The sequence below is a fragment of the Candidatus Binatia bacterium genome (genome assembly GCA_035631035.1).
Taxonomy (GTDB): Bacteria; Eisenbacteria; RBG-16-71-46; order SZUA-252; family SZUA-252; genus DASQJL01.
In genome coordinates, this window is sequence record DASQJL010000124.1 from 1 (window position 1) to 13,306 (window position 13,306).

Annotated in this window: 16 protein-coding genes and 1 other RNA gene; 12 read left to right on the top strand and 5 right to left on the bottom strand. The window is 67.5% G+C overall.

The window, feature by feature from the left end:
* From VE326_14335 to VE326_14345, 3 genes are all read right to left on the bottom strand, one after another.
* A partial coding sequence (locus VE326_14335) for a nitronate monooxygenase (protein ID HYJ34384.1) occupies positions 1 to 660 on the bottom strand: 660 nt, incomplete at its 3' end.
* Positions 661 to 679: 19 nt separating this feature from the next.
* Positions 680 to 1,756: a chorismate synthase gene (aroC, locus tag VE326_14340; GenBank protein HYJ34385.1), complete on the bottom strand. Its 1,077-nt coding sequence runs from the start codon at positions 1,754 to 1,756 to the stop codon at positions 680 to 682.
* Complete coding sequence (locus VE326_14345; GenBank protein ID HYJ34386.1) at positions 1,753 to 2,199, bottom strand: hypothetical protein; 447 nt, start codon at positions 2,197 to 2,199, stop codon at positions 1,753 to 1,755. Before VE326_14345 ends, aroC begins: the two co-directional genes overlap by 4 nt.
* 90 nt (positions 2,200 to 2,289) lie before the next feature.
* Here VE326_14345 and VE326_14350 point away from each other — a divergent pair, with 90 nt between their 5' ends.
* The gene (locus tag VE326_14350; GenBank protein HYJ34387.1) at positions 2,290 to 2,709 is read left to right on the top strand and encodes a ribonuclease HI family protein; all 420 of its coding nucleotides are present in this window, start codon (positions 2,290 to 2,292) and stop codon (positions 2,707 to 2,709) included.
* 20 nt (positions 2,710 to 2,729) lie between these two features.
* Here VE326_14350 and VE326_14355 read toward each other — a convergent pair whose 3' ends face one another.
* Positions 2,730 to 3,188 carry a DUF4396 domain-containing protein gene (locus tag VE326_14355; GenBank protein HYJ34388.1) on the bottom strand — a complete coding sequence of 153 codons (459 nt, stop codon included), beginning with the start codon at positions 3,186 to 3,188 and terminating at the stop codon, positions 2,730 to 2,732.
* Between the two features lie 62 nt (positions 3,189 to 3,250).
* Here VE326_14355 and rnpB point away from each other — a divergent pair.
* The 11 genes from rnpB to VE326_14410 all read left to right on the top strand — a co-directional run bounded on the left by rnpB (position 3,251) and on the right by VE326_14410 (position 12,791).
* An RNA gene (gene rnpB, locus VE326_14360) (RNase P RNA component class A) lies at positions 3,251 to 3,616 on the top strand.
* Between the two features lie 34 nt (positions 3,617 to 3,650).
* A complete protein-coding gene (locus VE326_14365) occupies positions 3,651 to 4,553 on the top strand; it encodes an MBL fold metallo-hydrolase (GenBank protein ID HYJ34389.1) in 903 nt (300 codons plus the stop codon).
* A gap of 145 nt (positions 4,554 to 4,698) precedes the next feature.
* Positions 4,699 to 5,025, top strand: a complete 327-nt coding sequence (locus tag VE326_14370) for an NADH-quinone oxidoreductase subunit A (protein ID HYJ34390.1) — start codon at positions 4,699 to 4,701, stop codon at positions 5,023 to 5,025.
* Positions 5,016 to 5,546: an NADH-quinone oxidoreductase subunit C gene (locus VE326_14375; protein HYJ34391.1), complete on the top strand. Its 531-nt coding sequence runs from the start codon at positions 5,016 to 5,018 to the stop codon at positions 5,544 to 5,546. Before VE326_14370 ends, VE326_14375 begins: the two co-directional genes overlap by 10 nt.
* A 2-nt stretch (positions 5,547 to 5,548) precedes the next feature.
* A complete protein-coding gene (gene nuoE, locus VE326_14380) occupies positions 5,549 to 6,013 on the top strand; it encodes an NADH-quinone oxidoreductase subunit NuoE (GenBank protein ID HYJ34392.1) in 465 nt (154 codons plus the stop codon).
* Between the two features lie 3 nt (positions 6,014 to 6,016).
* Entirely contained in the window at positions 6,017 to 7,003 is a 987-nt protein-coding gene (gene nuoH / locus VE326_14385) for an NADH-quinone oxidoreductase subunit NuoH (GenBank protein HYJ34393.1), read from the top strand.
* Between the two features lie 4 nt (positions 7,004 to 7,007).
* On the top strand, positions 7,008 to 7,520 hold the full coding sequence (locus VE326_14390; protein ID HYJ34394.1) for an NADH-quinone oxidoreductase subunit J: 513 nt from the start codon (positions 7,008 to 7,010) through the stop codon (positions 7,518 to 7,520).
* 14 nt (positions 7,521 to 7,534) lie between these two features.
* Entirely contained in the window at positions 7,535 to 7,837 is a 303-nt protein-coding gene (nuoK, locus tag VE326_14395; GenBank protein HYJ34395.1) for an NADH-quinone oxidoreductase subunit NuoK, read from the top strand.
* Between the two features lie 4 nt (positions 7,838 to 7,841).
* Complete coding sequence (gene nuoL, locus VE326_14400; protein ID HYJ34396.1) at positions 7,842 to 9,779, top strand: NADH-quinone oxidoreductase subunit L; 1,938 nt, start codon at positions 7,842 to 7,844, stop codon at positions 9,777 to 9,779.
* Positions 9,780 to 9,786: 7 nt separating this feature from the next.
* On the top strand, positions 9,787 to 11,334 hold the full coding sequence (locus VE326_14405) for an NADH-quinone oxidoreductase subunit M (protein HYJ34397.1): 1,548 nt from the start codon (positions 9,787 to 9,789) through the stop codon (positions 11,332 to 11,334).
* Positions 11,331 to 12,791, top strand: coding sequence for an NADH-quinone oxidoreductase subunit N (locus VE326_14410; GenBank protein HYJ34398.1), 1,461 nt, complete (start codon positions 11,331 to 11,333; stop codon positions 12,789 to 12,791). The genes VE326_14405 and VE326_14410 overlap by 4 nt, the downstream gene beginning before the upstream one ends.
* Before the next feature lie 16 nt (positions 12,792 to 12,807).
* On the opposite strand, the gene VE326_14415 is transcribed toward VE326_14410, so the two are convergent.
* On the bottom strand, positions 12,808 to 13,306 hold a 499-nt coding region (locus VE326_14415; protein HYJ34399.1), incomplete at its 5' end, for a hypothetical protein.

A 13,306-nucleotide genomic window follows, 5' to 3' on the forward strand; every position in this document is an offset into this window, starting at 1 on the left:
GCCGGCGGCGACAACCGCTTCCTTATAAAGGGGGTGGGAAGACGACTCTGGGGTACATGCAAAGCGTGTGCCCACGGAGATGCCCTCCGCCCCTAAGGCCATGGCGGCCAAGAACCCGCGGCCGTCGGCGATTCCGCCCGCGGCGGCGACCGGGACCGAGAGCGCGTCCACGAGCTGGGGGATCAGCGCCAGCGTCGTGATCTCGTCCACGCCGTTATGGCCGCCCGCCTCGAATCCTTCGCCGATGACGATGTCCGCGCCCGAGTCCTGCGCCTTCTTTCCATGCTTCACGCTGGGAACGACGTGGATCCAAGTTGCCCGCGCAGCCTTGATGCGCGGGCCCAGCAGGGCTGGGTTTCCCGCGCTCGTGATGATGGTGTCGATGCTCTCCTCGAGGGCGATCGCGAGCAGCTCGGCCGCGTCCGTGCGGAGCAGGGGGATGTTCACCGCCAGCCGCTTCGACGTGAGGGCGCGGGCCTTCCGGATCTCCTCGCGCAGGAAGTCCTGCTTCATCGAGCCGGCGCCGATCGTGCCGAGGATGTCGGCCTCGGCGCAGGCGGCCGCGAGGCGGTGCCCGGAGGCCCAGACCATCCCGGCTTGCAAGATTGGATAGCGGATGCGGAGGATCTCGGAGACGCGGGTCGTGATGCGGTCGATCACGTGCGACCCGTTCCCGCGATCACTCCCGTCCCTTCGGCCGCCACCCTTCGATCGCGCGCTGCGCCAGGAGCGCGTCGGCGAGCACGAGGCACGTCATCGCTTCGGCCACCGGGACGACGCGCGGGCAGAGACAGGGATCGTGGCGGCCGTGAATGGCGAAGTCGCGCTCCTGGCCATGACGGTCCACGGTCTTCTGGGGGAGCGCGATCGAGGAGGGGGGCTTGACGGCGATGCGCGTGACGATGGGCTGTCCGGTGGAGATGCCACCCAGCACGCCGCCCGCGTGGTTCGTCGCGAAGCCCTTCGGGGTCATCCGGTCGTTGTTCTCGCTGCCGCGCAGGCGCGCGGCGGCGAATCCGTCGCCGATCTCGAACCCCTTGATCGCCGGGATCGACATCAGACCGAAGGCGAGCCGGGCGTGCAGCTTGTCGATCACGGGATCGCCGAGTCCGACGGGAACGCCGGCGGCCAGGGTCTCGACCACGCCGCCCAGTGAGTCGCCCGCCTCGCGCGCGGCCAGGATCGCGCGCTCCATCTCGGGCGCCATCGCGCGGTCGGGGCAGCGCACGGGATTCTGCTCCACGAAATCCAGGTCCCGTTCGCGCGCGACCAGGTCGCCCACCTGCACGGTGTAGGCCTGCACGCGCACCCCTTCGCCCTCCAGCAGGCGCCGGGCGACCGCGCCCGCCGCCACGCGCCCCACCGTCTCGCGCCCGCTCGAGCGGCCGCTCCCACGGTAGTCGCGCACGCCGTACTTCTCCCAATAGGTGAAGTCGGCGTGGCCGGGGCGGTAGAGATCGCGCAGCTCGGAGTAGTCCTGCGAGCGCGCGTCCACGCTGCGCACGACGAGCGCGATCGTCGCGCCGGTCGTCACGCCCTCGAAGACGCCGGAGAGGATCTCGACCTGGTCGGGCTCCTTCCGCTGCGTGGTGACGGCGCTCTGACCGGGCTTCCGCCGGTCGAGATCCTTCTGGATCATTGCGGGATCGACGGGGATGCCGGGCGGCACGCCGTCCACGATCACGCCGACCGCGGGTCCGTGGCTTTCGCCGAACGTGGTGATCGTGAGGAAGCGGCCGAAGGTGCTCCCCATCAGGACTTCTTTGCCGCGCGGAGCTTCGAGCCCGCCTCGATCACGCGCGCGGCGGTCTTGAACGAGCGCTGCCGCCACTGCTCCTGCCGCCGCGCCAGGCGCTCCAGGTTCCAGAGCCACGTGGGCCGGATCTGCTTGCGCGCCGCGGGCACGATCGCCTTCAGGCGGTTCCACACGACGAGCGCCTCGCCGTGCGTGTCGAAGAAAAGATCCTCATCGAGGAGACCGCGGTTCACGAACGCGGCGACCATCTCCCAGTAGGACGAGACCATCCGGACGTGGCGGTCCATCTCGCTTCCGGTCATCCAGTGCGGGCGGATCTCCTCCCAGTCGGTGACGGCGAACTCGGAGAGGAGGTAGTTGCGCGCGCGCCGCAGCTCGGGGTCGCGGCGCAGCTCGTAAAGCTTGAGGATCAGCTCGGCATCCTGCGGGGTGGCCTTGGCCATGGCGCCTCCGGGTAAACGGCGGGAACGCGTGGCATTGTCGCCGTGGTTCGCGCCATTGTCAAACCGGCTGCGCCTGCGTACTCTGCGCCCATGAAATACATCGTGCACACGGACGGCGCCGCGCGGGGAAACCCGGGCCCCGCCGCGATTGGAGTCGTGGTTTCGGACGAGACGGGCCGCGTCATCTTCGAGGCGAGCCGTTGCCTCGGGGTGCACACGAACAACGAGGCGGAGTACATGGCGCTGATCGCCGCGCTGGAGTATCTCAAGGAGGCGCGCGCGCGGCAGGCGGACTTCTTCCTCGACAGCGAGCTGGTCGTGCGGCAGCTGGAAGGCCGGTACCGCGTGAAGGAGCCGCGCCTGCAGACGCTGCACGCGCGCGTCACGATGCTCCTGAACGCGGTGCCGACGCATTCGTTCCGCCATGTGCCGCGCAAGCAGAACGCGCGCGCCGACGAGCTCGCGAACGAGGCGCTGGACGCGCAGGAGGGGCCGCAGAAGGGGGCCTAGGAAGCTGCACGGCGAGAACCCTAGTGGTGGTGCCCTTGCCCGCCGTGCACGTCGTGCACGACGGCATGCCCCTGCCCGCGCGCGATCAGCCAGCGGTTCACGGGAAACGCCGCCGCGCCCGCAAGCACCAACGACACGGCCATGCTGATCCAGAAGAGGGCCGTGCCGGGCCCGGAGGTCATCGCGCCCGGGATGACGAGCATCACGACGTTGTCCACGATCTCCATGATCGTGATCGACACGGTGTCGGACGCCGCGGCCAGCCCCATCGCCCGCCGCCAGGGAATGCCGGCGGCGCGCAGCGGCCACAGGGTGAGCAGGTAGCCGAAGAAGAAGGCGAGAACGATCGAGATCGCGACCGTGGCCCCGGCGCTCAGGCCGAACGCCGCGCCGGCGACCATGCCGCCGACTTCGCCGATGGAGCAGCCCGACAGGCAGTGCAGGGTGGCGCGCAGGGCCAGCCGGTTTCGCGAGTCCACGGCGGCAGGATACCCGATCCGATGTGCTAGACTGGCCTCAGCGTAACAGGCAGGCGGACGTCGGAGCATCACAGGCGGCCGCGGGCCGCGCTCACGCGCGGTTCGAGGAAAGTCCGAGCTCCACAGGGCAGGGTGCTGGGTAACGCCCAGCGGGAGCGATCCCAGGGAAAGTGCAACAGAAAGCAAACCGCCTCGGGCCGAAAGGCCCGCGGTAAGGGTGAAACGGTGCGGTAAGAGCGCACCAGCGGAGGAGGCGACTCCTTCGGCTCGGTAAACCCCACCCGGAGAAAGACCAAATAGGGGACGATGAGGTGGCCCGCCTCGACGAGTCCCGGGTAGGTCGCTAGAGGCGCTCGGTAACGCGCGTCCCAGAGAAATGGTCGCCACGGAGCAATCCGACAGAACTCGGCTTACGGGATGCTCCGGCTACGCCGCCTGAAACGTCCACGCGAGAATCGCGACATGAACGCCAAATCCACGACACCCGAGGCCGCTTCGGGCCCTTCGTCGGCATCCGCGCCCAACGCGATCACCATCGGCCCCTACACGGTGCGCTTCCTCTCGGGCGGACGCTTCCGCCTGGACGGAGGCGCCATGTTCGGCGTCGTCCCCAAGACCCTCTGGACCCGCACCGCGCCCGCGGACGAGCGGAACCGGATCCGCATGGCCATGAACTGCCTGCTGATCGAGGGGGACGGGAAGCGGGTGCTGGTGGACGCGGGATCGGGGACCAAGGATGACGCGAAGTTCCGCGACATCTACGCGATCGAGCGTCCCGAGGGGCTGATCGAAGATCTGCGCGCGGCAGGGGTCGCGCCGGAGCTGGTGGACACCGTCGCGCTCACGCATCTTCACTTCGACCACTGCGGCGGCGGCACCACGCGCGGCGCCGACGGAATGGTGCGCCCCACGTTTCCGAAGGCCCACTACCTGGTGCGCCGCCAGGAGTGGGATGACGCGCACCACGCGAACGAGCGGAACCGCGCCTCGTATCTCTCCGACAACTACGATCCGCTCGCCCAGTCGGGGCAGCTCATCCTGCACGCGCAGGACATCGAGGTCCTGCCCGGGGTCTGGATGAAGAACCTGCCGGGACACACGCTGGGACATCAGGGCGTCTTCTTCGACATTCCCGGCGCCCGCGCGCTCTACGCCGTCGATCTGATCCCGACCGCGGCGCACTTGCCGCTGCCGTTCATCATGGGGTACGACCTCTATCCCATGATGACCCTCGAAACGAAGCGCGCCGTGCTGAAGGACGCGATCCGGGAGAACTGGATCCTGCTGCTCGAGCACGATCCCGACCTCCGCGCGGTCCGCATCGCCGGAGAGGTACAAAGGGCGCACTTCGAGAAAGTGGCTTGACAGACCCACCCCCCGGTTCCTATCCTGCCGCGGTTAGCACCTTTTTTCACAAACCTTTACCCGTTCCGGCGCCTCGCGCCCAACGGAGTGAACCTTGAGCCCAGTCGACCCCAACAGCCCGGGCGCGTTCGTCCCGGTCCTGATCATGGTGATCGTGGCGATCGGCTTCGCCGTGTTCACCCTGGTGGCCTCCCATTTCCTGGGGCGGCGGGTCTACGATCCGGCCAAGCAGCTTCCCTACGAGTGCGGGATCACGCCGATCGGGAACGCGCGCGAGCGCTTCCACGCGCGCTTCTACCTGGTCGCGATGCTCTTCATCGTGTTCGACATCGAAATCGTCTTCCTCTATCCCTGGGCCGTCGTCTTCAAGCGCCTCGCGCTCTTCGGCCTGATCGAGATGGGCGTCTTCCTGCTGATCCTGATCCTCGGCTTCGCCTACGTTTGGGGGAAGGGAGCGCTGGAATGGGATTGAGACCCGATCCGGAGCTGCTCGAGCCGCTCGACGCCGATCAGACGAAGACCGTGGAGCACTTCCGGTCGCGCTTCGGCGACGGCGTGAAGGAAACGCAGTCGTTCCGGAAGCAGCTCTCCATCTGGATCCGGAAGGAAGACACGCTCGAGGCCCTGCGCTTCGCGAAGACCGATCCGCATCTCCTCTGCGAGCTGCTCTGCGACCTGACCGCGGTGGACTATTACGAGCAGCGCGCGCAGAACGAGCCCCGGTTCGAGGTCGTCTACAACCTCTATTCGGTCACCTTCAACCGGCGCTTCTTCCTCAAGGTCGGCGTGAACGAGGGGGAGCCGCTGCCGTCGGCCACGGCGGTCTGGCGCTCGGCGAATTTCATGGAGCGCGAGGTGTGGGATCTCATGGGGATCGTGTTCGACGGCCATCCCAACCTCGAGCGGATCCTGACCGCCGACGGCTGGATCGGCCATCCGCTCCGCAAGGACTTCCCGACGATGTCCGACCAGTTCCCGAACGTGGAAGCCTGATCGTGCTCTCCGACAAGGCGCGCCGCGACATCCAGGATCTCAAGTCCACGTTCGAGACGAACCAGTCGGCGCTGATTCCGGCGCTGCACCGGGCGCAGGCGGACCAGGGGTGGCTGAGCGAGGAAACGCAGGCCGAGGTGGCCCAGCTCCTCGATCTGTCGCTCCAGACCGTGGCCGGCGTCGTGTCCTTCTACACGATGTTCCACCAGAAGCCGGTCGGGAAGTACCTCCTCCAGGTGTGCCGCAATCTCTCCTGCTCGATGCTCGGCGGACAGACCCTCCGGCGGAAGCTGGAGGAGCGCCTCGGCATCGAGGAAGGGGAGACGACCCCCGACGGCCGCTTCACGCTGGTCGAGGTGGAGTGCCTCGGATCGTGCGGGACCGCCCCCGTCGTCATGGTGAACGACCGCTACTTCGAGGGCGTCAAGCCGGACGACGTGGAGAAGCTGCTGGCGGAGCTCCAGTAGCCGGTGGATCTCGCCTACCTCATCGAAGCCCTGGTCAAGGTCCTCATCGTTCTCGGCTTCACCCTTCTCGGAGTTCCGATCATCGTCTGGATGGAACGGAAGGTCCTCGGGCACATGCAGGACCGCATCGGCCCGCAGCGCGTGGGCCCCTTCGGCCTGCTCCAGACCATCGCGGACGGCATCAAGCTCTTCTTCAAGGAGGACGTGGTCCCGTCGCAGGTGGACAAGGTGATGTTCGCCGTGGCGCCGGCGATCTCCGTCGTGACCGCCCTGGCCGCCATGAGCGTGATCCCCTTCGGCGACCACGTGACCCTCTTCGGGCGGGTCATTCCGCTCCGCATCACGGACGTGAGCATCGCGATCCTCTTCCTGCTGGGCGCCACCTCGATGGGCGTCTACGGCATCGTGCTGGGCGGGTGGTCGTCGAACTCGAAGTACCCGCTGCTCGGCGCGCTCCGCTCCTCGGCGCAGATGATCTCCTACGAGCTGGCCATGGGCACCGCACTCCTGCCGATCATCCTCATGACCGGGTCGTTGAGCCTGCTGCAGATCGGCCGCGCGCAGACGCACATGTGGTTCATCGTGCCCCAGATCGTGGCGTTCGTGATCTACATGATCTGCGCCGTCGCCGAGACCAACCGCGCGCCGTTCGACCTGGCCGAGGCGGAGACGGAGCTGGTCGCGGGCTTCCACACCGAATTCTCCTCGATGCGCTTCGCGCTCTATTACGTCTCGGAGTACGCGAACATCATGGTGGTCTCGGCCGTGGCGATCACCTGCTTCCTGGGCGCCTGGAACGGGCCCTTCCTGCCGGGGTGGGCCTGGTTCCTGATCAAGCTGGTCGCGTTCCTGTTCTTCTACATCTGGATCCGCGCGACCTTCCCGCGGCTTCGCTACGACCAGCTGATGACCTTCGGATGGAAGTTCCTGCTCCCCCTGGCGCTCGTCAACCTGGCGGTCACGGCCGTCGTGCTGACGGTGAAGGGCTAGCGCCATGCTCGAAGGCATCCTCTTCGCCATGTTCGCCGGGGTCGCGATCGGCTGCGCCCTGGGCGTCGTCTTCCATCGGAACCCGGTGCACTGCGCGCTGCTCCTGGTCGGCGTCCTGCTCTCGCTGGCGGGGGTGTTCATCCTGCTCCACGCCGCGTTCGTCGCGGCGCTGCAGGTGATCGTCTACGCGGGCGCGATCATGGTGCTCTTCCTCTTCGTGGTCATGCTGCTCAACGTGAAAGGGGAGACGCCGCTGCTCACGCCCGGCGCGGCGAAGGGCTTCGGATTCCTGTTCGGCCTGATCGTGGCCACCGAGCTCCTCTGGACCGTGCTCTCGCCCGGCGGCTCCGAAGGGGGCCCCTTTCCGGCCGCGGCCCTGCCGGCGGAGTTCGGCTCGCCGGCGGGCCTGGGCATGCTGCTCTACACAACCTGGCTCTATCCCTTCGAGATCGTCTCCCTCCTGCTCCTCGTCGCCGTGGTCGGCGCCGTGGTGCTCGCCAAGAGGAAGTTCTTCTGATGGGCACGATGCCCATGGTTCCGCTCGTCTGGTATCAGCTCCTGGCCGCGATCCTCTTCACGATCGGGGTCGTCGGGGTGCTGGTGCGGCGAAGCGCCCTCGTCATCTTCATGTCGATCGAGCTGATGCTGAATGCCGTGAACCTCTCCCTGATCGCCTTCTCGCGGCAGCACGGCGGCATGGAAGGGCACGTGTTCGTCTTCTTCGTGATGGCGGTCGCCGCGGCCGAGGTCGCGATCGGCCTCGCGATCCTGGTCGCCATCTTCCGGAACCGCGAAACGGCGAGCGTGGACGACGTCCACCTCCTGAAAGGCTAGGCGCGTGAACACCCTCTCCCTTCTCTGGCTGATTCCCGCGCTGCCGCTCCTCGGCGCGATCGTGAACGGGATCGGCGCGGGGAAGCTTCCGCGCAAGCTCGTGAGCGCGATCGGCACCGGGACGGTCGGCCTCGCGTTCCTGATCGCGGTCGGCTGCTTCCTCTCGCTGGCGCGGCTGGCTCCGGAGGATCGCGTCTTCGTCCAGCAGCTCTTCTCCTGGATCGACTCGGGAGACTTCTCGGTCGCGGTCCGCTTCGGCCTGGATCCGCTCTCGGCCGTGATGATCCTGATCGTCACCGGCGTCGGCTTCCTGATCCACGTCTACTCGACCGGCTACATGGGACACGAGAAGGCCTACGGGCGCTACTTCGCGTACCTGAACCTGTTCACGTTCGCGATGCTCGTGCTGGTGATGGCCGACAACTTCCTCGTGATGTTCTTCGGCTGGGAGGGGGTGGGGCTCTGCTCCTACCTGCTCATCGGCTTCTGGTACCAGAAGCCCTCGGCCGCGGCGGCGGGGAAGAAGGCGTTCGTCGTGAACCGGATCGGCGACTGGGGCTTCATCATCGGCATGCTCCTCATCTTCGTGCACTTCGGCACGCTCGACTTCGGGCGCGTCTTCACCGAGGCGCCCGACCGGCTCGCGTTCGGAAGCGCCGTCGCCACGGCGATCGCCCTCTTCCTCTTCGTCGGCGCCACGGGAAAGAGCGCCCAGATTCCGCTCTACGTATGGCTCCCGGACGCCATGGAGGGCCCCACGCCCGTCTCGGCGCTGATCCACGCCGCGACCATGGTCACGGCCGGGGTCTACATGATCGCGCGCTGCCACGTGCTCTACGCGCTGGCGCCGACGGCGCTCATCGTGGTCGCGATCATCGGCGCCGCGACGGCGCTCTTCGCCGCGACGATCGGGCTGGTCCAGAAGGACATCAAGCGGGTGCTGGCCTACTCCACGGTCAGCCAGCTGGGCTACATGTTCCTGGCCATGGGCGTGGGGGCGTACGTCTCGGGAATCTTCCACCTCATGACGCACGCCTTCTTCAAGGCGCTGCTCTTCCTCGGCGCCGGCAGCGTGATCCACGCCGTCTCCGGCGAGCAGGACATGGACAGGATGGGAGGGCTGAAGGCCCACCTCCCCAAGACGCACCTGACGATGCTGATCGGAACGCTCGCGATCGCCGGGATCTTTCCCCTGTCCGGATTCTTCAGCAAGGACGAGATCCTCTGGAACGCCTGGAGGGTCAATCCCGGACTCTGGGCGGTCGGCGTGATCGGCGCCTTCCTCACCGCCTTCTACATGTTCCGGCTCTACTACATGACCTTCCACGGGCCGATGCGCGTCTCGGAAGAGGCGAAGCACCATCTCCACGAGTCGCCGACGAGCATGACCCTACCGCTGATGATCCTCGCCGTCCTGGCGGCGGTCGGGGGTCTGATCAACATTCCGATCCTGGCCGGCGGCCAGCGCTTCGACGCCTGGCTCGAGCCGGTCTTCGCGGATCTCGCGCGGGTGATGGGGCCCACGGCGCACGCCGAGGCCGCTGCCGCCCACCAGCCGGGGACGGAGATCGTCTTCATGGCGATCTCCCTCATGGTCGCGCTGGCGGGGATCTTCCTCGCGCGGCGGTTCTACGTGACCGATCCGACGCTGCCGCGCCGCCTGGCCGAGAGCGCGCGCGGGCTCTACCGGACCCTCTGGGAGAAGTACCGGGTGGACGAGTTGTACGACCGGACGGTGGTGCAGCCGATCGTGCGCGGGTCGGAGCGGCTCTGGCAGGGGTTCGACGCCGCCGTCATCGACGGGGCGGTGAACGGGGTCGGGAAGCAGATCGAGCGTGGCGCGGGGATCCTGCGCGCGGCGCAGACCGGATACGTGCAGTTCTACGCCCTGATCATCACCCTGGGGCTCGTGGTCGTGCTCGGCTACCTGGCGCTCCGATGAGGCGCGCATGAGCCTTCTCGGCGTGCCGCTCCTCACGTTCCTGATCTTCCTGCCGCTCGTCGGCGCCGCCGTGGTCTTCCTCATGCCCTCGGCCCGGCTCGGCGCGATCCGCTGGACCGCGTTCCTGTTCTCGGCGCTGACGTTCCTGGCCTCGATCCCGCTCTGGACCTCGTTCGACCTGGCCCGGAAGGGGATGCAGTTCGAGGAGAACGTCCCCTGGATCGGCCCGCTCGGCATCTCCTACCACCTGGGCGTGGACGGGATCAGCGCGCTCCTGATCCTCATGACCACGTTCCTGACCGCGATCGCGATCCTCTCGACGTTCAGCGCGGTGACGAACCGGGTGAAGAGCTACATGGCGACCCTGCTGATCCTGGAAACGGGGATGATCGGTGTGTTCGCCGCGCTCGACCTCGTGCTCTTCTACATCTTCTGGGAAGCGGTGCTGATCCCCATGTACCTGATCATCGGCATCTGGGGCGGCCCGCGCCGGATCTACGCGGCGGTCAAGTTCATCCTCTACACGGTGGCGGGGAGCCTGCTCATGCTCGTCGCCATCCTGTACCTGTACTTCGCCTATCACGCCGCGTTCGGCACCTACACGTTCGACCTCATCCGGCTCTACGACACGCCGCTGGCGGGCTCGGCGCAGCTCTGGCTGTTCGCCGCCTTCGCGCTTGCCTTCGCGATCAAGGTGCCGATGTTCCCGTTCCACACCTGGCTTCCCGACGCGCACGTCGAGGCGCCCACGGCGGGATCGGTGATCCTCGCGGGCGTGCTCCTCAAGATGGGGACCTACGGCTTCGTGCGGTTCGCGATGCCGCTCTTTCCGGAGGGCACCCGGGCGTTCGCCCCGTGGATCATCGCGCTCGCGGTGATCGGCATCATCTACGGCGCGCTGGTGGCCATGGTGCAGCGCGACGTGAAGAAGCTCGTGGCCTATTCGTCCGTGAGCCACCTGGGCTTCGTGATGCTGGGGCTCTTCGCGCTGAACACCCAGGGGATCCAGGGGAGCGTCCTCCAGATGGTGAACCACGGGCTCTCCACCGGGGCGCTGTTCCTCGCGGTCGGGATCATCTACGAGCGGCGGCACACCCGCGAGATCTCGGAGTTCGGCGGGCTCTCGGCCATCCTTCCCTGGTTCGCGGCCCTGTTCCTGATCATCTGCCTCTCCAGCCTGGGCCTGCCCGGGCTGAACGGGTTCATCGGCGAGTTCCTGATCCTGCTCGGCGCCTTCCGGGTCTACCCGTGGGTGACCGGGATCGCCGCGACCGGCGTGATCCTCGCCGCGGTCTATCTGCTCTGGATGTACGAGCGGGTGATGTTCGGCCCGGTCACGAACGAGAAGAACCGGGGCCTGCGCGACCTCTCGCCGCGCGAGTTCTGGACGCTCGCGCCGGTGATCGCGCTGATCCTCTGGATCGGGATCTTCCCGAATCCGTTCCTGCGCCGCCTCGACACCTCCTCGGCGGAGCTGATGGCCCGGGTGAACGCCCGGGTGATGGCGACCGAGACGATCGGGGCCGCGACGACGGCTGAGGCGGACACGCCATGAAGCTCCCGATCGACGCCAATCTCGGGATGATCGAGCCGCTCCTCATCGTGAGCGGCGTGGCGATCGCGCTCCTCGTGATCGACCTGATGCTCCCGCACGGCAAGAAGCACCTCTCGGCGTGGATCGCCATGGGCGCCATCGTCTGGGCCCTCTGGCGGACGCTGGCGCAGTGGGGCGGCGCGGTCCAGCACGGCTACTCGGGCATGGTGGCGCTCGATTCGCTCTCCACCTTCTTCAACGTGCTCTTCCTCGCGAGCACCGGGGTCGTGATCCTCCTCTCGCATCCCTTCCTGAAGAAGGAGGACGTGGAGCACTCGGAGTACTACGCGCTGCTCCTGTTCGCGACGTCCGGGATGATGATCCTGGCCTCGGGTCTCGACCTGATCACGCTCTTCCTGGGGATCGAGGTCCTCTCGATCTCCCTCTACATCCTGGCGGGGTATCGCCGGAACTCGGACGCCTCGAACGAGGCGGCGATGAAGTACTTCCTGCTCGGCGCCTTCTCGTCGGCGATCCTCCTGTACGGCATCGCGCTCACCTACGGCGCCACCGGCTCGACCAGCATCCTCAAGATCGCCGACGTGCTCGGGAACACGGCGACCCCGGTGCCGGAGGGGCTGCTCTACGCGGGGCTGGCCCTCATCCTCGTGGGGCTGGCCTTCAAGGTGGCCGCCGCGCCGTTCCACATGTGGACCCCCGACGTGTACGAGGGAGCCCCCACGCCGATCACCGCGTTCATGTCGGCGGGGCCCAAGGCGGGCGCCTTCGCGGCGATCGTGCGGGTCTTCTTCGTGGCGTTCGGCCCCGTTCACGCCGAGTGGGACGCCGTGCTCACCGTGATCACCATCCTGACCATGACGGTGGGGAACGTGGCCGCGATCGCGCAGACCAACGTGAAGCGGATGCTCGCCTATTCGAGCATCGCGCACACGGGATACGTCCTGATCGGGATCGTCTCCGGCGGCGTGATCGGCGGGACCGGCGCCCTCTTCTACCTCCTCGCGTACGTGACGATGAACCTCGGCGCCTTCGCCGTGATCATCCTGCTGGAGCACCAGGGGGAGAAGGGGGACGAGCTCAAGGACTACGCCGGGCTGGGATTCCGCTATCCGATCCTGGGCGCCCTGCTCTCGCTCTTCATGATCTCGCTCTCGGGGATCCCGCCCACGGTGGGCTTCGTGGGGAAGCTGTACCTCTTCGGCGCCGCCGTCTCGTCGGGGCATATCCTGCTCGCCGTCTTCGGCGTCCTGAACAGCGCCGTGTCGGTCTTCTACTACCTGCGGCTCATGGTGCTGATGTACATGCGCGAGCCGCAGGAGGCGCTCCCGAAGCTCCGCGTCCCGATCGCCCTCGCCGTGGTGCTCCTGCTCACCGCGGCCGGCACGCTCCTCCCCGGCCTCTGGCCGAGCGGCCTCTTCGAGGCCGCGCAGAACGGGGTCCGCGCGCTCTTCTCGTAGCCTGCTCCGGTCGCGGTCAGCGCTCCCAGACGGGAGCCCAGTCGTCGGTGCGGATCAGGGTGCCGGCGACGATGCCGAGCACCAACCCTGAGCCGGCGCCGGCCGCCCCGTAGATGACCGTGGCGACCCACTGATCCCGGCCCTCCTCCTCGGAGGTGCTGATCAGCGCTCCGATGCCGGCGCCCAGGACCAGCCCCAGGAACGCTCCGGCGAGCGTGTGGCCGTGACTGCCGGAGCGGCGGTCGAGACCCTCGATCGCCTTGAAGCCCATACGGGACTCATGACGCAGCCGCTTGTCGGATGCGAAGGACAACGTTTCCGGCGTGGCCGCGAGGAACCGGGCGCGGAAGGAATCGTCGCGAGGCAGGCGGACGCGGATGGGATCGCCGCGTTGGAGGTCCATGAACGGGGAGGAGGTTCGGAGCACGGTCTCCGGGTCCTCGGCCCGTGCGAGGGTGGCGAGACCACAAAACAGAACGAGCCCCAATCCGGCGCAGATCAGGGCTCGCGTCCAA